The sequence below is a fragment of the Cellulomonas sp. S1-8 genome (genome assembly GCF_026184235.1).
Taxonomy (GTDB): domain Bacteria; phylum Actinomycetota; class Actinomycetes; order Actinomycetales; family Cellulomonadaceae; genus Cellulomonas.
The window spans coordinates 1520824-1543693 of sequence record NZ_CP110806.1 but is presented as its reverse complement, the minus strand read 5'-3'; the positions used below and the strand labels follow the sequence as shown (position 1 = coordinate 1543693).

The following is a 22870-nucleotide window of genomic DNA, read 5'->3' as shown; positions in this document are numbered from 1 at the left end:
CCCGTCACACCACCACGAGGACGGCCGCCGTGACGACGAGCGTCGCGACGATCTCGCCTACACCGATCACCGCGGGCCGGACCTGGGGCCACCGGTGCGGCACGAGCCACGCGCGCAGCGCCAGCGCGGCGCCGACGACGCCGAGCAACGGGTGCACGGCCGCGCCCACCACCGCGGCCACGACGTGGTACCCGACCGAGGCGCGTCGCACCCGCGGGTCGTCGCGCTCACGGATCAGGGACTTCACGTACGGCACGGTTCCCAGGAAGTACGCCGCGAGGACGGCCGTCGCGGTCCACACCGCCGCGGCCTGCGGCGGACCGGTGCCGAGGCCGGCCGCGACGGGCGTGAGCAGGGCGGCGGCCACGACGGTGACCGTGTCGTTCCACCACGACCTGTCGGCACGGCGCACGGACGCCAGGAGGCTGACGGCCAGCAGCGGCGCGAACACGAGGGCCCACGCCACGAGGGCGGGCGCGACCGCGAGGAGCGCAGCGAGAAGGACGGCGGCGAGCGCGCCGTACGCGAGGACCGGCGGTCGGTAGCGGGCCTTGCGTCCGGACCGCAGCCACAGCCCGGCGGCGTGGAACGCCAGGTAGCCGACGAGCCACGCGACCACCAGCAGCAGGTGCCGCCACGACCACCCACCGACGACGCCCCCGACGACCGGAGGCACGACGAGCATCGCCCACGCACCGTGCTGCCGCGGGACCCACCCGGGGCCCGGTCGCCGCGTGCGCGGCCGTGGCCCTCGCGTGGGAGTCGAGGTGGCGCTCACCCTGCGGAGCCTAGGGCGACGCTTCCCGTCCGGGCTGGGACCCAGGTCCGTGACGTGTCAGTCCGCCAGGCCCCTCGCGTCGCCGACGAAGGGGTCCGGGCTCGTGGGTGTGCTCCTGCGGCGGCCTCCGGCCCGCCTCACCAACCGCCGCCGCCACCGCCGCCGACGCCACCGCCGGAGAAGCCGCCGCTCATGCCCGACCCCCCCGACGACCCGGGCGTCGGCGCCGTGATCGCCGACGTGGCGATCGACTCGAAGCGGTCCATCGCGCCGACGAACCCGGTCGCCCAGAACACGTTCGCGGTCGGGGCGTAGCTGCCCACGTACCAGCCGGGTGCGGCGACCGCGCGGCCCTGCGCGGCGAGCTCGGAGAACACCCGCGCCCACCGGTCGGTGAGGCCGAACACGATCGCGTACGGCAGGTACCGGCTGAAGACGTCCTCGCCCTCCTCGAACCGGATCTGGTTCGCCTCCGCGGTCGCCAGGTAGCGCCGGAACCCGAGGGCCTCGGCGAGCACCGCGGTCCCGTCGGGCGTGCGGGCGGGTGCGGAGCCGCTGAGCACGAGCACGAGGACGCCGACCAGCAGCAGCGCGACGCCGACCAGCGCCAGCCCGGGCACGCTGCCGACGGCCATGCCGACCATGACCCCGAGCCCTCCGACGACCGCCAGCAGCACGCCGGTGACGATCCACCCGGTGCGCACGCTCTTGGGGTTGGCGCGGAACCAGCCGACGCTCGTGACGTGCTCGTACATCATGTCCTGCACCTTGGCGAGGGACGTCGCGAACGTCGTCCGCAGGTCCGACAGCGCGATCTGCTCCCCCTTCTCGAACAGCTCGCTCAGCAGCCACGCCTCGAACGGCAGCAACCCCTCGGTGCCCGGGCGCAGCCGCACCAGCGTCCAGTCCTTCGGCTTCTTGCGGGGGTTCGAGCGCGGCACCTCCTCGATGCGCAGCCACCCGCGCACCGCGAGGTCGACGATCGTGGCGGTCACGTCGACGGGGTCGGCCTTCTCGTCGACGAGGGTGCCGATCTCGCCCGGGCGGGCGTTCGCCGGCGGCTGGAACTGCACGCCGACCGGTGTGCGCCGGTCCCGGTGCCCGGTGGGCACCTCCTGGCCGTCCGCGGGCCGCAGCCCGGGCGTCAGGCCCAGGTACGCGCGGTCGCGGCCCGTCCGTCGGACGCGGGCGACCGCGAAGGCCCCGCCCAGCAGTGCGACGACCGCGGCGATCGCGCCGCCGACGCTCACCGGTCGCAGGGGCAGCAGCGGGTCGGGCTTGTCGCGCAGGATCGGCTCGACGCCGGGGAACGTGCCGCCCGGCCAGCCCGTGACGGTCGTGAGCTGGTCGCCCACGGCGACGACGTCCTGCGTGAACGTCGCGGACGCACCTGCTGTCGTCGCCGAGCCGCACGGCGTGGTCGACCCGGCGGGTCCGACGAAGCACGCGGCGCCCGCGACGGGCGCCGGCCCGGTGACGGTGACCGACACGTCCGACAGGGGGATCTCCCACCCCGCGCCGATGACGTTCCAGTACAGCTCGTCGCCCGAGTGCTGCGCGTTGGCCGGGTTGAGCCACCCGTCGACGGTCAGCTCGACCCGGTACGTCTGGACGCCGGAGACGTCGTCGACGTCCTCGTCGCCGATCCGCAGCAGCATCGCCGACGTCTCGTCCTCGCGGTTCACCTGCGCGGGCGCCCCCGTCGGGCTCGAGGCGCGCACGTCCGAGAACTCGAAGAACCTGTCCTGCTCGTCGTCGTAGGAGACGCGCGTCGGGAACGTCAGGTAGGGGCCGTGGCCCGGGTCGTCCCCGTAGTCGAAGTCGAGGTCGATCGTCACGGCCACCGTGCCGTCGTCGGCCACGTCGGCCATGACGTCGTAGCGCGTGATCTCCCGCCCGCTGCTCAGGTCGCCGGGGGCGCCGGCGGCGACGGCCACCATCGGCGACAGCAGCACCACCCCGAGCGCCACGAGCAGCACGAGCGCGAGCACGCCGAGCCGACGCACCGCGCGGGCCAGATCGGCGTCGGGGCCGGTCGGTCCGTCGTGCGTCACCGGTCGCGCCGCTCGCGGATCGCCCGCTCCGACTCCAGGTTGTCCTGACGCTCGCGCAGCGCCTGGCGCTTGTCCCACTCCTTCTTGCCGACGGCGAGCGCGATCTCGACCTTCGCGCGGCCGCCCAGGAAGTACAGCGCGAGCGGCACGATCGTGTGCCCCTTCTCGCGCGTGCGCGCCTCGAGCCGCTCGATCTCCTCGCGGTGGAGCAGCATCTTGCGCTTGCGCCGCGGCGCGTGGTTGGTCCAGGTGCCCTGCGAGTACTCGGGGATGTGCACGCCGTGCAGCCACGCCTCGCCACCGTCGATCTCGCCCCAGCCGTCGACGAGGGACGCCCGACCGGCGCGCAGCGCCTTGACCTCGGTCCCGGTGAGCACGAGCCCCGCCTCGAGGACGTCCTGGATGAGGTAGTCGTGCCGCGCCTTGCGGTTGTTGGCGACCACCGTGCGGTCGGTCTTCGCCTTGGCCACGGCGCGGCCTCCGTCCTGGTGCAGGGGCGGCGCGACGGGCGTCGTGCCGGTCTGACAGCCTACCGGCGACCCGCCGCAGGCCCCAGGTCAATGCTGCGCCGCACGCCGTCGGCCCGGCCCTCGGGCCTGGTCACAGCCCCAGGTAGGAGCGGGGGTTGACGGTCGCGCCGTTGATGTAGACCTCGAAGTGCAGGTGGCACGCGGCCGACGTCCCGGTGTTGCCCGCGTAGCCGAGGACCTGGCCCGCGCTCACCTGCGACCCGGCACCGACCGTGAAACCCGACATGTGGTTGTAGCTCGACATCAGCGACGACCCGTCGACCCAGCCGTGGTCGATCATCACCTGGTTGCCGTACCCGCTGCGGAACCGGGCCCACTGCACCGTGCCGGACCGCCCGGCGTACACCGGCTCGCCGCAGCGGTCGCGCAGGTCGATCCCCGCGTGCATGCGCCAGTACCCGAGCACGGGGTGCAGCCGGTTGCCGTACTCCGACGTCACGACCATGGGGTTGTGCGCCGTGGGGTTGGCGAACATCGCCCCGGGCCGCGCACCGCCGGGCTGGGGGCTGCCGCCACCTCCCCCACCCACGGGGCTCTGACCGGCGGCCTCCGCGGCCCGACGGGCGGCCTCCTCCGCCTCCCGCTGGGCGCGCTGCTGCTCGACGATCGCCGCGAGCTCGGCTCCGACCCGGGCGCGCTCCGCGTCGTTCGCCGCGACCTGCTGCTGCGCCTCGGCCTTGCGCGACTCGATCTCCGCCGCGCGCTGCTGCTGCTCGGCGAGCAGGGCCTCGACCTGCGCCTTCGCCGCCTCGGCCTCGGCCTGCGCCGCCCGCGCCTCCTCGAGCTTCAGGTCGGCTGCGGCCTTGAGCTCGTCGACCTTCTCGCGCACGGCCGCCTGGCGCGCCTGCGCGTTCTTGTTCTTGGCCGCGAGCTCGGTCAGCTCGTCGAGCACCTGCGTCTGGGTGCGCAGCGCGGTCGAGACCAGGCCGTACTTCTCGACGAAGTCCTGCGAGCTCTCGGCGTCGAGCATCACGCTCATGCCGGACACGTCACGCCCGCCCTTGTACGCCTCACGGGCCATCTGGCCGATGGCCGCGCGGATCTCCTGCTCACGCGTGTCGTCGACGGCGATCTGCTCGGTGATCGCCGCCTCCTCGTCCCGCGCGGCCTGCAGGCGGGCCGCGAGGATCTCCGCCTCGCGCTGCGCGGCCTGCGCGGCGGCGAGCGCCGCGTCGAGCCGCGCCTGCGCAGCGGGGAGCTGCGCCTCGACCTCGGCCAGCCGCGTCAGCGCGTCGGCCAGCTCGCCGCTGAGCTCCTCGATCGCCTCGGTCAGGTCGGCAGCCCGCTGGTCGGCCGCGGCGGCGCGCTCCTCGGCGGCGGCGCGCTTGTTCGAGAGGTCGTCGGCGAGGGCCGGGCCGGCGCCGACGGCGAGCGCCGGCAGCGCGACCGCGAGCGCGGCGAGCACCGCGACGACCGCCTGCAGCGGGCTGCGGGCGGTGGTGGGCGGCGTGCGGTCGGCTCGGCGCATGGTCAGACCTTCGTGTAGCGGCTCAGGGTGACCAGGGACGAGATCGCGGCGAGCACGAACGCGACGACGACGAGCAACGGTGCGATCGTCAGCACGTCGGACGTCCCCACGTACGGGATCCACGTCACGGACTGCCCCAGCCAGTCGGTCACCAGGTACTCGACACCCAACCACAGCCCGGCGATGGCGAGGGCTGCGCCCAGGGTGGCGGCGATGGCGCCCTCCAGCATGAACGGGAGCTGGATGAACAGGGTCGAGGCGCCGACGAGGCGCATGATGCCGGTCTCCCGGCGTCGGCTCATGGCGGAGAGCCGGATGGTCGTGGTGATGAGGAGCACGGCGGCGAGCAGCATGATGGCCGCGAGCCCGCCGGCCGCCCACGTCGCGCGGTCGAGCACGAGGAACAGGTTGTCGAAGAGCCGGCGCTGGTCCTCGACGGACTCGACGCCGGGTCTGCCCGAGACCACGTCGGCGACGACCTGGTACTGCTCGGGGTCGGTGAGCTTGATGCGCAGGGACGCGTTCATGTCCTCCGCGGTGGCGGCCGAGGCCCAGAACTGGTCACCGAACTGCCGCTGGAAGGCCTCGAAGGCCTCCTCCTGCGACTCCGGGTAGACCTCCTGCACGAACTCGGCGACCTGGGGCGCCTCGAGCGCCGCGACGATGTCCGCGCGCTGCTCGTCGCTGACCTCACCCGATGCGCACGTCGGCGCCGCGGAGTTGGCCGGGCACAGGAAGACCGAGACCTCGACCTTGTCGTACCAGTCGTCCTTCATCTTGTCGATCTGCGTCTGCAGCAGCGCGGCGGCACCGAGGAACGTCAGGCACACGAACGTGACGAGCACGACCGAGATCGTCATCGACAGGTTGCGGCGCAGGCCGATGCCGATCTCGGACAGGATGAACTGGGCGCGCATCTCCCGCCCCCTCAGCGGTCCGAGCCGTAGACGCCGCGCGACTGGTCGCGCACCATCTCGCCCGTGCTCAGCTCGATGACGCGCTTGCGCATCTGGTCGACGATCTCGTCGTCGTGCGTGGCCATGACCACGGTGGTGCCGGTGCGGTTGATGCGGTCCAGCAGGCGCATGATCCCCAGGGACGTCGTCGGGTCGAGGTTGCCGGTGGGCTCGTCGGCCAGCAGGATCGACGGCCGGTTGACGAAGGCGCGGGCGATGGCCACGCGCTGCTGCTCACCGCCGGACAGCTCGTGCGGGCGGCGCTTCTCCTTGCCCGCCAGGCCGACCATGTCGAGGACGTCGGGCACGGTCGTGAGGATGTGGTGGCGCGGCTTGCCGATGACCTGCAGCGCGAAGGCGACGTTCTCGAAGACCGACTTGGTCGGCAGCAGCCGGAAGTCCTGGAACACCGCGCCGATCTGCCGGCGCAGGTGCGGGACCTTCCAGCTCGACAGCGTCCCGAGCTCCTTGCCCGCGACGAACACCTTGCCCGCCGACGCCCGCTCCTCGCGCAGCACGAGCCGCAGGAAGGTCGACTTGCCGGACCCGGACGCGCCGACGAGGAAGACGAACTCGCCGCGTTCGACGTCGAGCGACACCCGGTCCAGCGCGGGCCTGGCGCCGCGCGCGTAGACCTTCGTCACGTTCTCGAACCGGATCACGACCGACCTCGCCTCGTCCTGGCCGCGGGCGTACCCGTGGTCACCCGCGGACCGCGGGCCTCATCGAGGGTAGGAAGCCGATCACCCGCTCGGGGGCAGGACACGCCGCCGGCGTCCCTGTGAATCGAGGTCCGGGCGGCCCGGATGTCCGGGTCGTCCTGGTGCGTCCCGGACATGCGTCCGGGACGGGACAGCCTGCTGCCCGACGTCACGACCTCAGGCGTCGACCTGCTGGCCCCGCCGCCACCGGACGCCCGCCTCGATGAAGTCGTCGATGTCCCCGTCAAAGACCGCCGCCGGGTTGCCGACCTCGTGCTCGGTGCGCAGGTCCTTGACCATCTGGTACGGCTGCAGGACGTAGGACCGCATCTGGTCGCCCCACGACGCCTTGATGTCGCCGGCCATCTCCTTCTTCGCGGCCCGCTCCTGCTCCTGGCGCACGAGCAGCAGCCGCGACTGCAGGACGCGCAGCGCGGCCGCTCGGTTCTGGATCTGCGACTTCTCGTTCTGCATCGACACGACGATCCCGGTCGGGATGTGCGTCATGCGGACGGCGGAGTCGGTCGTGTTGACGGACTGCCCGCCGGGGCCGGACGAGCGGAACACGTCGACCTTGATCTCCGACTCGGGGATGTCGACCGAGTCGGTCTGCTCGATGAGCGGGATGACCTCGACGGCCGCGAACGACGTCTGCCGGCGGCCCTGGTTGTCGAAGGGCGAGATGCGCACGAGGCGGTGCGTCCCGGCCTCGACCGACAGGTGCCCGAAGGCGTACGGCGTCTTGACCTCGAACGTCGCGCTCTTGAGCCCGGCCTCCTCGGCGTACGACGTGTCGAGGACGGTCGTGGGGTAGCCGTGGCGCTCGGCCCAGCGCAGGTACATGCGCAGCAGCATCTCGGCGAAGTCGGCGGCGTCGACGCCACCGGCGCCGGCGCGGATCGTCACGACGGCGTCCCGCTGGTCGTACGGCCCGGCGAGCAGCGTGCGGACCTCGAGCTCGCCCATGTCCTTGCGGATGGCGACGAGCTCGGCCTCGGCCTCGGCCAGCGTGTCCTCGTCGTTCTCCTCGGTCGCCATCTCCACGAGCGTCTCGAGGTCGTCGATGCGCGAGCGGAGCCGGTCGACGCGGTCCAGCTCCGCCTGCGTCGCGGACAGCGCGCTGGTGACCTTCTGCGCGGCGTCGGGGTCGTCCCACAGGTTCGGCACGGAGGCCTGCTCGGACAGGACGGCGATCTTCGCCTTGAGCGCCGTCGGGTCGCTCACCGCCTGGATCGACTCCAGCGTGGAGCGCAGCTCGCGGATCTCGGCAAGGAAGTCGGTGGTGGCCACGACGGTCCAGGCTACCCGCTCCGCCCGTGCGGGCCCGTCAGTCCGGGACCGTGCGCGAGACCGCCACCGGGCAGGCGGCCCGCGCGACGAGCCACTGGCTCACGGAGCCGAGCACCAGCCCGGCGAGCCCGCCGCGGCCGCGCGTGCCCACGACCAGCAGGTCGGCCTTCTCCGCGTGCCGCGCCAGGACGCGCGCGGTCGGCCCCTCCTCGACGAGCAGCTCGACCTCGACCTGCGGGTACCGCTCGGTGATCAGCGCCCGCGCACCCTCGAGGGCACGCTCGGCCGCCTGCACCGCGAGGTCCTCGGGAGGCACCTCGGGGAACTCGCGCAGCCACGCCATGAGGGACCGCCCGTGCACGGGGACCTGCCAGCAGGCCACGACCCGGACGTGCGCGTCGGCCCCGGCGGCGTACCGGCCGGCGGCGTCGACCGCGCCGAGCGCGTGCCGCGACCCGTCGACCCCGACGACGACGAGCCCCGTGGGGGCGCGGTCCCCGTCCGTACGCGGCACGACGACGACGGGGCACGGGGCGTGCTGCAGCGTCCCGAGCGCGACGGACCCGAGCAGCACGCCCGAGAGGCGGGCGGCGCCGTGGCGGCCCAGGACGATCAGCGCCGCGTGGGCGGCGCGGTCGACGAGGGCACGCGCGGGCGGGCCGTCGTCCAGCACCCCCGTGACCTCGATGTCCGGCGCGGCGGCGCGGGCGATCTGGGCGCCCTCCTCCGCGACCTCCTGCGCACCGGCGCGCACGTACGCCGAGGTGGCGCGCAGCGGCGGGGTGTCGAGGTGCCCGGCCAGGCCCCACACGTGCACCACCTGCAGCGGCATCCCGCGCCGACGGGCCGCGCCTGCGGCCCACCGCACGGCGGCGACGGACTCCGGGGACCCGTCGTACCCGACGACCACGTGCGCGTCCATGACGGCCTCCTCGGCAGTGAGCGACACCTCGATCGTCCCGCCCCCCGTGGTGCGCAGCAACAGGCGGACGACCCAGGTCGGAGGTGAGGGCGCACAGTCCACTTGACCGGTCCAGAATACTCGTCGTACTGTACCGATACAGACCACTGGAGCGGTACAGACTGGAACGAGGACCACCATGCACGCCACCGGAACCTCCTTCGTCGGCGTCCGCGCGGCCCAGCTGCGCGCGACCAGCGCCCGCGGTGACGCCCCCGTCGTCGCGCCGTCCCCCGGGGACCTGCGCGCCGAGCGTCGCGCCCACCGACGCCGCACCCGTCTGCCCCGGACCCAGCACATCCGCCTCGCGGCGGCGTCGGGGCTGCACCGCCTGGCCGACGCCCTCACCCCGCGGCACGACGGACTCGGCCACCCGGTCCGATGACGCGCCCGCTCGGCGCGGCGGTGCGCCACGCCGCCTACCCTGGGGACCGTGACACGGTCGACGGGGACGGGGACGGCATGGGGCGCGTGACGCTGCAGACCGTCGCCGACGCAGTCGGCGTCAGCCGCATGACGGTGTCGAACGCGTTCTCCCGGCCGGACCAGCTGTCGGGTGCGCTGCGCGAGCGCGTCCTGGCCGCCGCCGCCGAGCTCGGGTACGCCGGCCCCGACCCGACGGCACGCGCCCTGGCCCGCCGGTCCACCGGCGCCGTGGGCGTCGTCCTGACCAACTCCGTCGGCGAGGCGTTCCGCGACCCCGCCGCCTCCGCGTTCTTCGGGGCGCTGGCCGAGGAGCTCGCCCCCACGGGCCTCGCGGTCTCGCTCATCCCCGCGACGGGCGTCGGCGGCCACCTGCACGCACGCGACCTGCCCGTGGACGCCGCCGTCGTGTACGCCTGCGCGGGTGAGACCGAGGCGGTGCACTGGCTCGCCCGCCGCCACCTGCCCCTCGTCTTCGTCGACCAGGCGCCGCTGCCCGGCAGCACGGGCGTCGTCCTCGACGACACCGGGGGCGGCCGCATCGCGGTCGAGCACCTGGTGGCGCTGGGGCACCGCGACATCGCGGTGCTGACGATGGACCCGACGCGCACCACCCCCGGCTGGCGCACGGCCCCGCACGCCGACAACCCCAACCACGTCGCCCGCGAGCGCACCCGCGGCGCCGTCGACGCGCTCGAGGCCGCCGGCCTGCCCGTGCGGGTCTACGAGCTGCGGGACAACACCCCCGACGACGTCGCACGCGGCGTCCGCGGCCTGCTCGCCGAGCGCGACCGTCCGACGGCCGTCGTGTGCTTCTCCGACCTCATGGCCGCCTCCCTGGTGCGCGCCGCGCACGAGGCCGGGCTGGCCGTCCCGGACGACCTGTCCGTCGTCGGCTTCGACGACTCGGTGCTCGCGCAGTCCGTCACCCCGGCGCTGACGACGGTCCGTCAGGACTTCGACGCCAAGGGCCGCATCGCGGCACGCGCCCTGTCCGACGCGCTGGCGCGAGCCCGTGGCGACGCCGCCGCACCCGCCCCCGGCACCGTGGTCGTCCCCGTCGACCTGGTCGTGCGCGGCAGCACGGGACCCGTCCCGCGCTGACGCGACCGCCGCCCGAGCGGTCAGGCGGGGGTGCGTCCGCGCCGCAGCGCGACCGCGCACGCCGCACCCAGCACGAGCTCGACGGCACCGGCGACGAGGACACCTGTCCCGGGGTGGCCGTCGAGCACGATGCCGAGCACGCGGCCGGCCGCGTAGGCGAGGTAGGCCGCCGCGCCCAGGCGCAGCGCCGCGTCGACGTGCCGGCCACGGACGCCCGCCACCAGCAGGAGCACACCGACGACCGCGAGCAACACTCCCGCACCGCGCAGGTCCGAGTGGGCGACGACGTCCGGCACGGCGGTGCCGCCGCTCGCGGCGTGGACGGCGGCGGGAACGAGCGCCACACCCGCCCCGACGAGCAGGGCCACCGCCCCCGTGACGACGAGCAGCACGCGACGGGCGGGCGTCGGGGGCGGTGTCTCGGCGAGCTCGTTCGTGCGTCGGGTGGTGGACGGTGCTGCGGTCATGGCGACCTCCGAGGTGGTGCGGTGCGGACAGCACCACGCTCCCGCGGTCGGCACCCCGGTCGCGACGGCGGCGGGTCCACGATCCGATGCCGGTCGTCCACGGCCGCGTCCGCGGCCGCGTCCACGCCCGCACCCGGAGTGTCAGGAGGCGCGCGCGGTGCCCTCGACCACCAGCTCGATGCCGTCGGACCACGGCTGGAGGACGGAGGTGAGCACCGGCAGCCGGGTGACCGCGCCGAGCCGGACGAAGGCCGAGCGCCCGTCCGGCGCGGTCGCCTCGAGCACCTGCACGCCGTCCCAGCGGGCACTCGGCTCGGGGTGGTCGCGGACGTACTGCTCGACCGCCGCACGGACGGTCTCGTCGGTCAGCGGGATGCCCGCGGGGCCGCGGTCGTCGGCGGAACCGAAGTAGCGGGTGCTCACCTGGTCGGCCGCGGCCAGCGCCGCGAGGTCGGCGATCGCGAGCAGCCGCTTGCGGTCGAGGTGGACGGCCGTCGCGGCGGTGATGACCAGGACGAGCAGGATCGCGAGCACGCCGAACCCCAGGGACAGGATCATCACCTGCCCGTCGTCAGCGCCGCCGCGGACACCGCTGCGCACGTCCCGCCACCGGCGCCGCACTCCCCCGGCCGGCCCGCGGCCCGTCATCGCGCCACCCGGTAGGTGTCCACCGGGGCGACCCGCTGCGCGGTGACCGGCACCTCGAGCGGCACGACGTCCCGCACGAACGACGGCACGAACGGCAGCGGCACGCGCACCTGCACCGTCGCCGCGACCTCGGCACCGGGAGTCAGGCACGGGTCGGCCGAGCACCGCACGTCGAGCGCCTCCGCCGGGTCGTCGTCGAACCCCTGGTCCGTGAGCGCGACCGCGACCGACGTCACCGCGCGCGCGGCGCCCTGCTCGGCGTCGTCCGCCGCGACGTACACGCGCGCCGCCTCCCGCGCCGCGCTCTCCGCGGCGAACGTCGCGGCCTGGATCCGGCCCAGCACCAGGACGAGGTACACGATCGGCACCAGCAGCACGACCGAGATCCCGAGGAACTCGACGAGCGCGCTGCCCGCGTCACCGGGCCTATCCGCGGTCCGGGCACGCCACCACCGGCGCACCCTGCAGCTCACCCGGCCCACGCCCGCCTCGCCCACGCCCGTCCGCCCGCGCTCGCCCTGCTCACGGCCACTCCACCGGTGCGTGGCCGTCGAGCTCCATGACGCCCCCGGGGCCGAGCAGGCCCACGACGGGCAGGGGGACGCGCACGGTGACCTCGACGAGGGCGAGGTCGCCCGCGTCGACGCGGCGCGCCGTGACGTCCTGCGCGTACCGGTCCGCGAGCGACGCGCGCAGCAGGTCGGTGGTGCGCTGCGCACCGTCGGCCGGCGTCCGCCCGACCTGCGCCGCGTACCGCGCGCCCTCCCCGGCCGCGTCGACCACCGTGTTCCGCACGTGCTGGACCAGGGCCAGCTGCAGCACCGACACGAACAGGACGACGACGAGCCCACCGACGAGCGTGAAGTCGACGATCGCCGACCCGCGCTCCCGCCCCGGTCCCGGGCTCAGGTGCCGCCGGAGGAGGACGACACGCCGTTGATGGCGTCGAGGAAGAGTGTCTGCAGCGCGGGTCCCGCCACGAACCACAGCACCGAGACCAGCCCGGCGGTCATCAGCGTGACCAGCACCCACCCGGGCACGTCGCCACGGTCGTACCGGTCCTCCGTCGTCGCTGCCGCCACCCGCTCCGCGAGCGCCCCCCACGTCCGGACCCAGAACCTCATCGTCGACCTCCGTCGTCGTCAGGAGCGCGCCGGTCGGCGGCCCCGCATGCGTCACGGCCGGGGTCACAGCCCCACCCGCAGGATCACCGCGCTGGGGAAGACGGCGAACAGGACGGTCACCGGGAGGATGAGGAACACCACCGGGACCATCATGAGCACCTCCTTGCGCCCACCGGTCTGCATGAGCGCCCGCCTGCCTTCCTCGCGGACGTCCTGCGCCTGAGCGCGCAGCACGTCGGCGAGGGGGGACCCGCGCTCGACGGCCACCGCGACCCCCTCGGCGAACCGCGCCAGGGCCGTCAGCCCCGTCCGGTCCGCGAGCCCCTGCAGGGCCGTGGTCAGCGGCGCACCCGCCCGCGCGTCGGCGAGGGTGCGCGCTAGCTCGTCGGCCAGCTCGCCATGCGTCTGGCGCACGACGCGCTCGAGCGCACCCGTGGCACCCTCCCCGGCGCTGACGGCCAGGGCGAGCAGCTCGGTGACGGTCGGCATCTGCGCGAGCAGGCGCGCCTCGCGCCGTGCGACCTGCTGCCCCAGGACCCAGTCGGGCGCGAGCGCACCGACGAAGCCGGCGACGACGACGAGCGCGACCAGCGGCACGAGGGCGCCGCCGCGCGTCGCGGCGAGCAGCACCGCGAGCAGCAGCCCCACGGCGATCCCGACCACGCCGGACACGACCTGCTGCGCGCGGAACTGCTCGACCGTCTCCCTGCGGCCGGCGCGCGCGAGCCGCGACCGCAGCTCCGCGGTCGGGGAGCCGATGCGCGCGACGAGCCGCACACCGTCGGCGAGGAACGGGGCGACGAGCCGCTCGACCGTGCCCCAGGGTCCACGGACGGCCTCGACCCGCAGCAGCGACGACGTGCCGCGGGTGCGCAGGTACGGCCCGACGCGCTGCTCGAGCGTGATGCGTCGCGCGCCGAGCCGCAGCACCACGAGCGCGAGCCCGCAGCCGCCGAGCAGGCCGACGAGCGCCCCCACGACTCCCGGGCTCACCGCAGCACCCGCGGGTCGTCGGGCAGCCGCGCGACGCGCAGCATGAGCCGGTAGGCGATCACGGTGCTCGCGGCGCCCACCAGCAGCACGACGGCGCCCGCCGCCGAGTCGTACGCGCGGATCGCCTCGGGTCGGGTCGCCAGCATCGCCAGCACCACCCAGGGTGCGGCGACCGCCAGCCGCGCGGCGTACACGGTCCAGCTCTGCCGGGCCTCGATCTCGCCGCGGGTGCGCAGGTCGTCGCGCAGGAACGAGGACAGCGTGCGCAGCAGCCGCCCGAGGTCGGTGCCACCGACGTCGCGCGTGAGGCGCAACGCCTCGACGATCCGGTCGGCGACGGGGTCGGCGAGCCGGTCCTTCAACGCGTCGAGGCTGTCGGTGAAGCGGCCGGTGGCGCGGTAGTCCTCGGCGAACGCACGGAACGGCGGGCGCAGCTCGCTCGGTCCGCGGTCGCCGAGCTGCGCGACCGCCTCGGGCAGCGACAGCCCCGCGCGGACGCCCGACGCGAGGTGGTCGACCACGTCGGGCCACAGCTCACGCGTGCTCGCGAGCCGGCGCCGCGCGCGTCCGCGCACGAGCGTCCACGGTGCCGTCGCCGCGAAGGCACCGAAGCACAGGCTCACCGCCGCCACGGGCACGACCAGGAACGAGACCGCCGCGACCACGAGCCCGACGAGCGCGCTGACGGCGACCAGCCCGCCGGGCGTGACCCCCGTGACCTCGGCCTGCGTCAGCGTGTCGTGCACGCGTGCGGCCCAGCCGTCGCGACGGCCCCCGACCACGGTGACGACGGGCCACCACGACCACCACACGCACGCCAGCCCGGCCCCGAGCAGCAGCCCCACGACGACGCCCACGGCTCAGGCCTGCCGCAGCATCGCGACGACGTCCACACCCGCGCGCGCGAAGCGCTCGGGGTGCGGCGGGAACCCGTCCCCGCGCACCAGCATGCCGCCGCGCGTCGTGAACAGGTCGGCGGTCTCGACGACCCCGGCCTCGACGCGCCCGGGGACGGCGACGATCTCGCGGGTGCGGCGCCGACCCCGGGAGTCGAGCTCGAGGTGCACGACGAGGTCCACCGACGACGCTACCGTCGGCACGACGAACCGGTCCGAGATGTTCTCCCCCGCGAGCAGCGGCAGGGTGCACAGCTTGACCAGCGCCTCGCGCGCCGAGCTCGCGTGGATGGTGCACATCGCCGGCACGCCGCTGTTGAGTGCGATGAGCAGGTCGAGCGCCTCGGCCTCGCGCACCTCCCCCACCAGGAGCCGGTCGGGGCGCATGCGCAGCGCCTCCTTGACCAGGCGCCGCAGCGTGATCTCGCCCGTGCCCTCGAGGTTCGGCTGCCGCGTCTGCATCGCGACCCAGTCGCGCACCGCGGGTCGCAGCTCGAAGACCTCCTCGCAGCTGATGACCCGCTCGCGCGGGGGCACGGCACCGGCCAGGGCGTTGAGCATCGTGGTCTTGCCGGCCTGCGTGGCCCCGGAGACCAGCACGTTGAGCCCGACGCGCACCGCGGACTGCAGGAACGCCGCGGACTGCGGGGTCAACGACCCCAGGGCGACCATGTCCTCCATGCTCGTGGCGCGCACCACGTACTTGCGGATGTTGACCGACCAGTGCCGCCGCGTGACGTCGGGGATCACCGCGTGCAGGCGCTCCCCGCCGGGCAGCGACGCGTCGACGAACGGGCTCGACAGGTCCAGCCGGCGGCCGGACACCTTGAGCATCCGCTCGACGAGGTCCCGCACCTGCGACTCGGTGAGGATCGTCGTCGTCAGCTCGGGTTCGCCGCGCCGCGCGACGAACACCTGGGACGGCGAGTTGATCCAGATCTCCTCGACCTCGTCGTCGTCGAGGTACCGCTGCAGCGGCCCGAGGCCCGCGACCGCGTCGACGACCGCCTTGTGCGCGGCCGCCGTGTCCGCCAGCGCCGGCACCGAGCCGATGAGGGAACGCTCGTCGTAGTCGGCCATCGCCGCGTGGACGAGCGCGACGACGCCGGCGCGGTCGCGCACGGGGTCGACCCCGCGGCGACGGATCAGCTCACGGACCTCACCCTCGAGGATCGCCACCCCGTCCACGTCCACCCCCGCTCCCGCGTGCGCCGGACCACCGATGTCGGGTTCGTCCGTTTCGAGAGTGACGGTAGGGCATCGTCGGCGGGCGCGTGGGGCTTCGTCCACAGGGAGGAACGAACGCGTGACACCCGTCACCCGGGCGCCACGTCACGAACGTGCGCCAGACTGCCGCCATGAGCGCCGACGTCCCGCACCCGCGCGTCACGATCACGTACTGCACGCAGTGCCGGTGGCTGCTGCGGGCCGCCTGGTTCGCGCAGGAGCTGCTGACGACGTTCCACCGCGAGCTCGCCGAGGTCGCGCTGCGCCCCGCGACCGGCGGCGTCTTCACCGTCGAGGTCGACGGGGAGATGATCTGGGACCGCGCGGAACGGCGCGGCTTCCCCGAGATCACGACGCTCAAGCAGCTCGTCCGCGACCGCGTCGCCCCCGGCAAGCCGCTCGGGCACTCGGACGCCGGTGCCGCGGCGGGCGACGCGGGGGCCCAGGCCGTGCCCGTCGACGCACCCGACGCCTGACCGCGCCGCCCAGCCGAGCCGCCCGGCCGAGCCCCCCGCGGATCACCGGCGGGTCCCGCGGCCCGCACCCCCACCGCGACTAGGTTGGGAGCGTGAACACGCCCCCACCCACGGGTGACCAGCACGTGCTGCGGCACGCAGACCAGGTCGCCGTCGTCGCGTCCGTCGCCGCGAGCCTGCGCGAGTACCGCGTGGGCGGCCGCGACGTCGTCCTGCCCTTCGCGGTCGACTCGATCGCCCCCGCCTTCTCCGGCGCCGTCCTCGCGCCGTGGCCGAACCGGCTGCGCGACGCGCAGTACCGCTACCGCGACGGCACGTACGAGGTGCCGCTGACCGAGCACGAGCGCCTCACGGCGCTGCACGGCCTGGTCGCCTACGAGCGCTTCGGGGCAGTGTCCGTCGCCGACGACGCGGTGACGCTGCGCCACGACCTCGTGCCGATCCCGGGCTACCCGTGGCCGCTGCGCCTGGACGTGACCTACGCCCTCGGCGACGCCGGGCTGACGGTCACCGTCACGGCGACGAACCTCGGGGCGACGACGGCACCCTACGGCGTCGGGTTCCACCCGTGGCTGTCCCCCGGCGACGGACCGGTCGACGCGTGCACGCTGCAGCTCGACGCCGCGCGCCGCGTCACGGTCGACGAACGCCTGCTGCCCACGGGCACGCAGGCCGTCGTCGGCGACTTCGACCTGCGCGCGGGGCGCCCGCTCGCGGGCGTCGCGCTGGACGACGCGTGGCTGGGCGCCACCCCCGACGCCGACGGGCTCACCTGGGCGACGCTGACCGGCGGCGACGGCCGGACGGTCGCGGTGTGGGCAGACGCGACCCTGCCCGCGTGGCAGGTCTGCACGGGCGACGGCATCCCCGGGATCGGGCGGCGGGGTGTCGCGGTCGAGCCGATGACGTGCGTGGCGGACGCGTTCCGCACCGGCGACCTGCTGGTCGAGATCGAGCCGGGCGCGTCGCACGAGGTCCGCTGGGGACTGTCCCTGCGCTGACGAGTGTGCCGGTCGGCGGGACCCGTGCTGCGGTCCCGCCGGTCGGCGTCGAACGTCCTGCTCGTCAGCCGTCCTGCTCGTCGGCCGACCTTCTCGTCAGCCCGTCCTGCTCGTCAGCCGTAGTACTCGCCGTCGGCCTGGACGCCCTTGATGTACTCCCAGTGCCACGGCTCGTACGGGCCGGAGCCGCCCCGGACCGCCCAGCTCGGGTTCTCCCAGCCGTAGGTCGGGGCGTTGTCGTTGAGCCAGGTCCACCGCGCGCCGGAGGTCTGGATGCTGCAGAAGTCCATCGCCAGGCCCCAGCCGTGGTTGCTCTTGCCGGGGGTCGCGGCCAGGCCGCCCTTCTGCGCCTTCACGGACCGCTGCTGCGCGAGCGTGCGGTAGCCGGAGCTGAGGCAGAGGTCGGTGCCGAAGCGCGAGACGTGGGCCTCGTTGAGCTCGGCGAGGGCGACGGCCGCGTCGGCGCGCATCTGCGTGCGACCGTCCCACAGCGTGCACAGGTCCTTGGTGGCCAGCAGGCCGTTCTCGCCGGAGGGGCGCACCGTGCCGTCACAGCCCGGCAGCGCGGAGCGCTCGGCGTCGCGGGACACCTCGGCGAGCGCCCGCAGACGCGAGCTGCCGTCGGTGGACACGAGCGGGGTGGGCGGCAGGTCCGAGAGCGGGAGCGCTGTCAGGGCGGCGACCGTCGAGGGGAGGCTGGCGTCAGCGACGGGGGTCCCGACGAGGATCTCGCCGTCGGCCATGCCCTGGGACACCGGGACGACGACGGTCACGCTCACGAGCGCGGCGAGCACGCCGGCACGGCCGAAGAACCGGGTCGAGCGGCGACGGGGGACGTCCTGCGTCACGGGGCCGAGGGCCGAGGGTGCACCGCTCGTGGGGGCGGCACTGCCGCCACGGCGTTCGCGAGGACGGCGCGCACGCGTCGTCTGCTCCGCTCGGTGGGATCCCACGACACCTCCGCTCACTCGTCCCGCTCGTCATCGGTTCCCCCCGACGCGGTCACGAAACCATAACGGCAACGGGCCGCCGTCTCCAAGACCCTGATACGTCACAGACCGGTAGCAATGTGGACACATCGACCGACACGCCGCCCGACACGCCGCCTCTTCACCGATCCTCCACCGGCCCGGGGGTCGTTCGTTGCCCCGCGGACGTCCGAAAGACGTGCACCGCACGTCCCGCGACGTCCATCCGCAGCTGCCCGCGCTGCATCGCGTCCCGCACCTCGCCGACCAGCTCCTCGAGGATGTCCTCGAGGAAGACCACACCCGTCGTGCGGCCGTCGTCGTCGACGCGCGCCAGGTGCGAGCCGGTGCGCTGCATCGCCGCGAGCGCCGTCTCGACCTCGTCCTGCGGCGCCACGACGGCCAACGTCCGCACGCGCCACGAGGGCACGGGCAGCCAGCGCGTGGCGTCGTCGGCGTAGAGCACGTCCTTGATGTGCAGGTACCCGGTCGGCCGACCCTCGCCGTCGACCACCACGAACCGGCTGAAGCCCGTCCGGGCCACCAGGTGCTCGATGTCGTCAGGCGTGCTCTCGCCGTCGACCGTCATCAGGTCGTCGACCGCGACCATGACCTCGGCCGCCGTGCGGTCGGAGAACTCGAGCGCCCCCGAGAGCAGCCCCTGCTCGTCGGCGAGCAGGCCCTCGGCCTGCGAGCGCTCGACGATCGACTGCACCTCCTGCGCCGTGAACGCCGAGGCGACCTCGTCCTGCGGCTCGACGCGGAACGCCCGCAGCACGTGGTTCGCGAGCCAGTTCAGGGCCCTGATCAGCGGCCGCATCACCCGTGCCACCCACACCAGCGGGGGGCCGAACAGCAGCACGGCACGCTCGGGCCCGGACACGGCCAGGTTCTTGGGGACCATCTCCCCCAGCACCACGTGCAGGTAGACCACGACGAGCAGCGCGACGACGAACGCGATGGGGTGGGTGAAGGCCTCCGGGACGCCGAGCGCCTCGAGCGGCCCCTCGATGGCGTGCGCGATCGCGGGCTCGGCGACCAGGCCGAGGCTCGTCGAGCAGACCGTGATGCCGAGCTGCGCGGCGGCGAGCATGAGCGAGACGTGCTCCATGGCCCACAGCACGGTGACGGCGCGCCGGTCCCCCGCCTCGGCCAGCGGCTCGATCGACGAGCGCCGCGCGGACATCAGCGCGAACTCCGCCCCGACGAAGAAGGCGTTGGCGGCGAGCAGCACCACGGCGAGCGCGATCGCGAGCGTGCTGTCCATCACTCCTCGCCCTCGTCGTCGCCGGGCAGCTCGCTGACGCGCACGCGCTCGACCCGTCGGCCGTCCATGCGCTCCACCTGGAGCCGCACGTGGCCCTCGACGACCTCGTCACCGTCCTGCGGGATGCGCCCCAGGCGCGCCATGAGGAGCCCTCCGACGGTCTCCCACGGGCCGTCCTCGGGCACCCGCAGGCCGGTCGCCTCGTGCAGCTCGTCCGGCCGCAGCACGCCGGGCAGCACCCAGGAGCCGTCGGCCTGCCGTGCCAGGGTGCCGCGCGTGCGGTCGTGCTCGTCGGCCACCTCGCCGACCAGCTCCTCGACGACGTCCTCGAGCGTGACCGCGCCCGCGGTGCCGCCGTACTCGTCGACGACGACCGCCATCTGCAGGCCCTGCGCGCGCAGGTCGACCAGCAGGGGGCCCAGGCCGACGGTCTCGGGCACGCGCGGTGCCTCGACCATGAGCGCGCCGGCGGGCACCTCGCCGCGCCGGCCGTGCGGGACCGCCATGGCCTTGCGCAGGTGCACCAGCCCGACGACGTCGTCGACCGAGTCGCCGATCACGGGGAACCGCGAGTGCCCGGTCTGCCGGGCCAGCGCCATGACGTCGGCGGCGGACTCGTCGCGCCGCACGACGACCAGGCGGGTGCGGTCGGTCATCACGTCGACGGCGGTGAGCGTCGAGAAGTCGATCGAGTTGGTCAGCAGCGTCGCGGTGGCCTGGTCGAGCGTCCCCTGCTCGGCCGAGCGGCGCACGAGCGAGGCGAGCTCGGCCGGCGAGCGCGCACCCGACAGCTCCTCGCGCGGTTCGACGCCGACCCGGCGCAGGAGCGCGTTGGCGGTGCCGTTGGTGACCGCGATCACCGGGCGCAGCGCCGTGGTGAACCCGACCTGCAGGGGGGCGACGAAGCGTGCGGTGCCCAGCGGGCGGGCGATCGCGAAGTTCTTGGGCACGAGCTCGCCGAACAGCATCGAGAACCCGTTGACGAGCACGAGCGCGAGCACGACCGCGAGCACGCCGGCCAGCGCGGCACCGACACCGCCCGCCTCCAGGGGCAGGCCCAGGAGCCGGACGACGGCGGGCTGCGTCGTGTAGCCGAGCAGCACCGTGGTGACGGTGATGCCGACCTGCGCGCCGGACAGCTGCGTGGACAGCCGGCGCAGCGCGTCCAGCACCGAGCGTCCGCGCGCGTCGTCGGGGCGGGTCTGCCGCTCGACGAGCCCGGGGTCGAGCGTGACGAGCGAGAACTCAGCGGCGACGAACACGGCGGTGCCGGCCGTCAGCAGCACACCGAGGCCGACCAGCAGCCAGTCGGTCAGCACGGGAGCACCCCGCGCGGTGGGCGCGCGGTACGAGGGGGCGAGGGGGGGCCGGCGTTCTCGCGTCCCACCGGGACCGGGGCGCGATGCCGGCAGCGACTTGAGCTGCTCATGGTGAGCACATCCTACGGACACCGGCGGACGCTGCCGAGGGTCGGACAGCGCCGCCCACGGGTCCGTGTGCCACGCTGGCCCCATGGTCACCACCGTGCCGCGTCCGGGCGTCACCACCGTCCTCGTCGTCGAGGACGAGCCCGCCATCGCCCAGGCGATCGTGCACCGGCTCAGCGCCGAGGGCTGGACCGTCGAGGCCGTCGGCGACGGCCACGCGGGCGTCGCCGCAGCCGCCCGGCTGCAGCCGGACGTCGTCGTGCTCGACGTCATGCTGCCCGGCATCGACGGCCTGGAGGTCTGCCGTCAGATCCAGGCCGAGCGGCCCGTGCCCGTCCTGATGCTCACGGCGCGCGACGACGAGACCGACATGCTCGTCGGCCTCGGCGTGGGCGCCGACGACTACATGACGAAGCCGTTCTCCATGCGGGAGCTCGTCGCGCGCACGAAGGTGCTGCTGCGGCGCACCGAGCGCGCCGCCCGTGCGGCCGAGCTCGCGACCGTGCAGCAGCCGGACCCGCCGCTCGTCGTCGGCGACGTGACGATCGACAGCGCGCAGCGCCGCGTGGTGCGGGCGGGCACCGAGGTGCACCTGACGCCCACCGAGTTCGACCTGCTGCTGACGCTCGCGGCCTCGCCGCGCACGGTGCTGACCCGCGAGCGGCTGCTCGCGGACGTGTGGGACTGGGTCGACGCGAGCGGCACGCGCACGGTCGACTCCCACATCAAGGCGCTGCGCCGCAAGCTGGGACCTGACCTGATCCGCACGGTGCACGGCGTCGGCTACGCGTACGAGCCGACGCCGAACGCCGACGACCCGGGTGCGGACGAACCCCGGTGACCGCCCCCGCGGAGCCACCGGCGCGCCACGCGCGGGGCGACGCCGACCGCTGGCGGATCCCGGACGTCCGTCCGCTCGACCCGCTGCGCAGCATCAAGATCAAGCTGGGCGTCGTCGTCGCGGCGACGGTCACCCTCGCCGCGTTCGTGATCTGGGTCGGCTACGGGCAGGCGCTCGGCCCCAGCCGCACGCTGCCGCTGGCGATCGCGCTGTCCCTCGTCGTGACGCAGGTCCTGGCGCGCGGCATGACGTCGCCGCTGCGCGAGATGACCGAGGCGGCGCGTGCGATGGCGGGCGGCGACTACAGCCGCCGGGTGCGCTCGACGAGCCGCGACGAGGTCGGGCAGCTCGCCGAGGCGTTCAACACCATGGCCGACGACCTCGAGCAGCTCGACACGTTCCGCCGCGAGCTCGTCGCGAACGTCTCGCACGAGCTGCGCACGCCCGTGACGGCGCTGCAGGCGCAGCTCGAGAACATGGTCGACGGTGTCAGCCCGCCCGACCCGGCGACGCTCGCGGTCGCGCTCGCGCAGACGGAGCGGCTGTCGCGCCTGGTGTCGTCGCTGCTCGACCTGTCGCGCGTCGAGGCGGGCGCGATGACCCTGCGCATCGAGGACGTGCACGTCGGCGAGCTGCTGCGCCAGGCGGCCGACGAGGCGTCGCTGGTCGGGGCGGACAAGCGGCTGCGCTTCCGGGTCGACGTCGAGCCGGCCGACCTGACGGTCCTGGCCGACCCCGAGCGGCTGCACCAGGTCGTCGCGAACCTCCTGCAGAACGCGGCCCGGCACTCGCCACCGGACGACGAGGTGACCGTCGTGGCGCGCCGCGACGGTCACGACGTGCGGATCGACGTGGTGGACCACGGGCCGGGCATCGCACGCGACCAGCGCGCGCACGTGTTCGAGCGCTTCGTGCGTGGCAACACCCCGGCGCTCACCGGCCAGGGATCGACCGGGGGCACGGGGCTGGGCCTGGCGATCGTGCGCTGGGCCGTCGAGCTGCACGGCGGGTCGGTCGAGGTCGCGGACTCCCCGTCCGGCTGCACCATGCGGGTGCGGCTGCCGGCGCGTCCCGGCACGGCGGGCACGCCGCGCGTGAGCCCGGTCCGACGCTGACGGTCCCCGGCGGCGCCCGGCAGGCAGGGGTGCCGACGACCCGGGCTTGACAACCCGCGCAGGCGGGCTTGAGGGGTCGTTGACCCCCGGCCCACCACGGGGTGAAGAGGCTGCGCAGATCATCGCCGACCACGCTCCGCAAGAGGCCTCCGGCC

General features: G+C 74.6%; 25 protein-coding genes. 6 read left to right on the top strand and 19 right to left on the bottom strand.

The features are described 5' to 3' along the window. Positions 1-4: 4 nt before the first annotated feature. The 8 genes from OKX07_RS06850 to OKX07_RS06815 form a co-directional block, all read right to left on the bottom strand. The gene (locus tag OKX07_RS06850; protein WP_265631091.1) at positions 5-778 is read right to left on the bottom strand and encodes a YwiC-like family protein; all 774 of its coding nucleotides are present in this window, start codon (positions 776-778) and stop codon (positions 5-7) included. Between the two features lie 137 nt (positions 779-915). Next, positions 916-2832 (bottom strand): DUF2207 domain-containing protein, encoded by a 1917-nt coding sequence (locus tag OKX07_RS06845; protein ID WP_265631090.1) that lies wholly within the window; start codon positions 2830-2832, stop codon positions 916-918. After that, the gene (gene smpB, locus OKX07_RS06840) at positions 2829-3302 is read right to left on the bottom strand and encodes an SsrA-binding protein SmpB (RefSeq protein ID WP_265631089.1); all 474 of its coding nucleotides are present in this window, start codon (positions 3300-3302) and stop codon (positions 2829-2831) included. Before smpB ends, OKX07_RS06845 begins: the two co-directional genes overlap by 4 nt. A 130-nt stretch (positions 3303-3432) precedes the next feature. Continuing rightward, entirely contained in the window at positions 3433-4830 is a 1398-nt protein-coding gene (locus OKX07_RS06835; RefSeq protein WP_265631088.1) for a M23 family metallopeptidase, read from the bottom strand. A gap of 2 nt (positions 4831-4832) precedes the next feature. Further along, positions 4833-5747 (bottom strand): permease-like cell division protein FtsX, encoded by a 915-nt coding sequence (gene ftsX / locus OKX07_RS06830; RefSeq protein ID WP_265631087.1) that lies wholly within the window; start codon positions 5745-5747, stop codon positions 4833-4835. An 11-nt stretch (positions 5748-5758) separates the two neighbouring features. After that, entirely contained in the window at positions 5759-6448 is a 690-nt protein-coding gene (gene ftsE, locus OKX07_RS06825) for a cell division ATP-binding protein FtsE (protein ID WP_265631086.1), read from the bottom strand. A 216-nt stretch (positions 6449-6664) separates the two neighbouring features. Continuing rightward, positions 6665-7777, bottom strand: a complete 1113-nt coding sequence (prfB, locus tag OKX07_RS06820; protein ID WP_265631085.1) for a peptide chain release factor 2 — start codon at positions 7775-7777, stop codon at positions 6665-6667. Positions 7778-7814: 37 nt separating this feature from the next. After that, positions 7815-8699 (bottom strand): universal stress protein, encoded by an 885-nt coding sequence (locus tag OKX07_RS06815; protein WP_265631084.1) that lies wholly within the window; start codon positions 8697-8699, stop codon positions 7815-7817. Positions 8700-8877: 178 nt separating this feature from the next. Between OKX07_RS06815 and OKX07_RS06810 the strand changes: the two genes are divergently transcribed. Together OKX07_RS06810 and OKX07_RS06805 are read left to right on the top strand one after the other, a co-directional pair. Further along, positions 8878-9123, top strand: a complete 246-nt coding sequence (locus tag OKX07_RS06810) for a hypothetical protein (protein ID WP_265631083.1) — start codon at positions 8878-8880, stop codon at positions 9121-9123. 77 nt (positions 9124-9200) lie between these two features. Further along, positions 9201-10265, top strand: a complete 1065-nt coding sequence (locus tag OKX07_RS06805; RefSeq protein ID WP_265631082.1) for a LacI family DNA-binding transcriptional regulator — start codon at positions 9201-9203, stop codon at positions 10263-10265. Between the two features lie 20 nt (positions 10266-10285). Here the strand turns inward: OKX07_RS06805 and OKX07_RS06800 are convergent, their stop codons facing one another. From OKX07_RS06800 to OKX07_RS06765, 8 genes are all read right to left on the bottom strand, one after another. Next, positions 10286-10732, bottom strand: a complete 447-nt coding sequence (locus tag OKX07_RS06800; protein WP_265631081.1) for a DUF4345 family protein — start codon at positions 10730-10732, stop codon at positions 10286-10288. 141 nt (positions 10733-10873) lie between these two features. After that, positions 10874-11380: a pilus assembly protein TadG-related protein gene (locus OKX07_RS06795; RefSeq protein ID WP_265631080.1), complete on the bottom strand. Its 507-nt coding sequence runs from the start codon at positions 11378-11380 to the stop codon at positions 10874-10876. Continuing rightward, positions 11377-11853 carry a pilus assembly protein gene (locus tag OKX07_RS06790; protein ID WP_265631079.1) on the bottom strand — a complete coding sequence of 159 codons (477 nt, stop codon included), beginning with the start codon at positions 11851-11853 and terminating at the stop codon, positions 11377-11379. Before OKX07_RS06790 ends, OKX07_RS06795 begins: the two co-directional genes overlap by 4 nt. Before the next feature lie 49 nt (positions 11854-11902). Next, positions 11903-12253, bottom strand: a complete 351-nt coding sequence (locus OKX07_RS06785) for a TadE/TadG family type IV pilus assembly protein (protein ID WP_322746847.1) — start codon at positions 12251-12253, stop codon at positions 11903-11905. Between the two features lie 32 nt (positions 12254-12285). Continuing rightward, positions 12286-12504 (bottom strand): hypothetical protein, encoded by a 219-nt coding sequence (locus tag OKX07_RS06780; RefSeq protein ID WP_265631078.1) that lies wholly within the window; start codon positions 12502-12504, stop codon positions 12286-12288. A 63-nt stretch (positions 12505-12567) separates the two neighbouring features. Further along, complete coding sequence (locus tag OKX07_RS06775; RefSeq protein WP_265631077.1) at positions 12568-13497, bottom strand: type II secretion system F family protein; 930 nt, start codon at positions 13495-13497, stop codon at positions 12568-12570. Then, positions 13494-14354, bottom strand: coding sequence for a type II secretion system F family protein (locus OKX07_RS06770; RefSeq protein WP_265631076.1), 861 nt, complete (start codon positions 14352-14354; stop codon positions 13494-13496). Before OKX07_RS06770 ends, OKX07_RS06775 begins: the two co-directional genes overlap by 4 nt. Before the next feature lie 3 nt (positions 14355-14357). Continuing rightward, a complete protein-coding gene (locus tag OKX07_RS06765) occupies positions 14358-15581 on the bottom strand; it encodes a CpaF family protein (protein WP_265631837.1) in 1224 nt (407 codons plus the stop codon). A gap of 170 nt (positions 15582-15751) precedes the next feature. Here OKX07_RS06765 and OKX07_RS06760 point away from each other — a divergent pair, with 170 nt between their 5' ends. Beyond that, entirely contained in the window at positions 15752-16096 is a 345-nt protein-coding gene (locus tag OKX07_RS06760; RefSeq protein ID WP_265631075.1) for a SelT/SelW/SelH family protein, read from the top strand. Positions 16097-16188: 92 nt separating this feature from the next. After that, a complete protein-coding gene (locus OKX07_RS06755; protein WP_265631074.1) occupies positions 16189-17097 on the top strand; it encodes an aldose 1-epimerase family protein in 909 nt (302 codons plus the stop codon). Positions 17098-17210: 113 nt separating this feature from the next. Here the strand turns inward: OKX07_RS06755 and OKX07_RS06750 are convergent, their stop codons facing one another. The 3 genes from OKX07_RS06750 to OKX07_RS06740 all read right to left on the bottom strand — a co-directional run bounded on the left by OKX07_RS06750 (position 17211) and on the right by OKX07_RS06740 (position 20651). Next, on the bottom strand, positions 17211-17945 hold the full coding sequence (locus OKX07_RS06750; RefSeq protein ID WP_265631073.1) for a M15 family metallopeptidase: 735 nt from the start codon (positions 17943-17945) through the stop codon (positions 17211-17213). Positions 17946-18207: 262 nt separating this feature from the next. After that, positions 18208-19332: a hemolysin family protein gene (locus OKX07_RS06745; RefSeq protein ID WP_265631072.1), complete on the bottom strand. Its 1125-nt coding sequence runs from the start codon at positions 19330-19332 to the stop codon at positions 18208-18210. Further along, positions 19332-20651: a hemolysin family protein gene (locus OKX07_RS06740; protein ID WP_265631071.1), complete on the bottom strand. Its 1320-nt coding sequence runs from the start codon at positions 20649-20651 to the stop codon at positions 19332-19334. The genes OKX07_RS06745 and OKX07_RS06740 overlap by 1 nt, the downstream gene beginning before the upstream one ends. Before the next feature lie 193 nt (positions 20652-20844). Here OKX07_RS06740 and OKX07_RS06735 point away from each other — a divergent pair, with 193 nt between their 5' ends. Next, the gene (locus OKX07_RS06735) at positions 20845-21600 is read left to right on the top strand and encodes a response regulator transcription factor (protein ID WP_265631070.1); all 756 of its coding nucleotides are present in this window, start codon (positions 20845-20847) and stop codon (positions 21598-21600) included. Next, positions 21597-22715 (top strand): sensor histidine kinase, encoded by a 1119-nt coding sequence (locus tag OKX07_RS06730; protein ID WP_265631069.1) that lies wholly within the window; start codon positions 21597-21599, stop codon positions 22713-22715. The genes OKX07_RS06735 and OKX07_RS06730 overlap by 4 nt, the downstream gene beginning before the upstream one ends. The last annotated feature ends 155 nt before the right edge of the window (positions 22716-22870 follow it).

Bases quoted from the DNA above. Each gene is read 5' to 3' on its own strand.
- OKX07_RS06835 (WP_265631088.1), bottom strand. From the start codon at position 4,830: ATGCGCCGAGCCGACCGCACGCCGCCCACCACCGCCCGCAGCCCGCTG.
- ftsX (WP_265631087.1), bottom strand. From the start codon at position 5,747: ATGCGCGCCCAGTTCATCCTGTCCGAGATCGGCATCGGCCTGCGCCGC.
- OKX07_RS06815 (WP_265631084.1), bottom strand. From the start codon at position 8,699: ATGGACGCGCACGTGGTCGTCGGGTACGACGGGTCCCCGGAGTCCGTC.
- OKX07_RS06810 (WP_265631083.1), top strand. From the start codon at position 8,878: ATGCACGCCACCGGAACCTCCTTCGTCGGCGTCCGCGCGGCCCAGCTG.
- OKX07_RS06805 (WP_265631082.1), top strand. From the start codon at position 9,201: ATGGGGCGCGTGACGCTGCAGACCGTCGCCGACGCAGTCGGCGTCAGC.
- OKX07_RS06800 (WP_265631081.1), bottom strand. From the start codon at position 10,732: ATGACCGCAGCACCGTCCACCACCCGACGCACGAACGAGCTCGCCGAG.
- OKX07_RS06795 (WP_265631080.1), bottom strand. From the start codon at position 11,380: ATGACGGGCCGCGGGCCGGCCGGGGGAGTGCGGCGCCGGTGGCGGGAC.
- OKX07_RS06780 (WP_265631078.1), bottom strand. From the start codon at position 12,504: ATGAGGTTCTGGGTCCGGACGTGGGGGGCGCTCGCGGAGCGGGTGGCG.
- OKX07_RS06760 (WP_265631075.1), top strand. From the start codon at position 15,752: ATGAGCGCCGACGTCCCGCACCCGCGCGTCACGATCACGTACTGCACG.
- OKX07_RS06745 (WP_265631072.1), bottom strand. From the start codon at position 19,332: ATGGACAGCACGCTCGCGATCGCGCTCGCCGTGGTGCTGCTCGCCGCC.
- OKX07_RS06735 (WP_265631070.1), top strand. From the start codon at position 20,845: ATGGTCACCACCGTGCCGCGTCCGGGCGTCACCACCGTCCTCGTCGTC.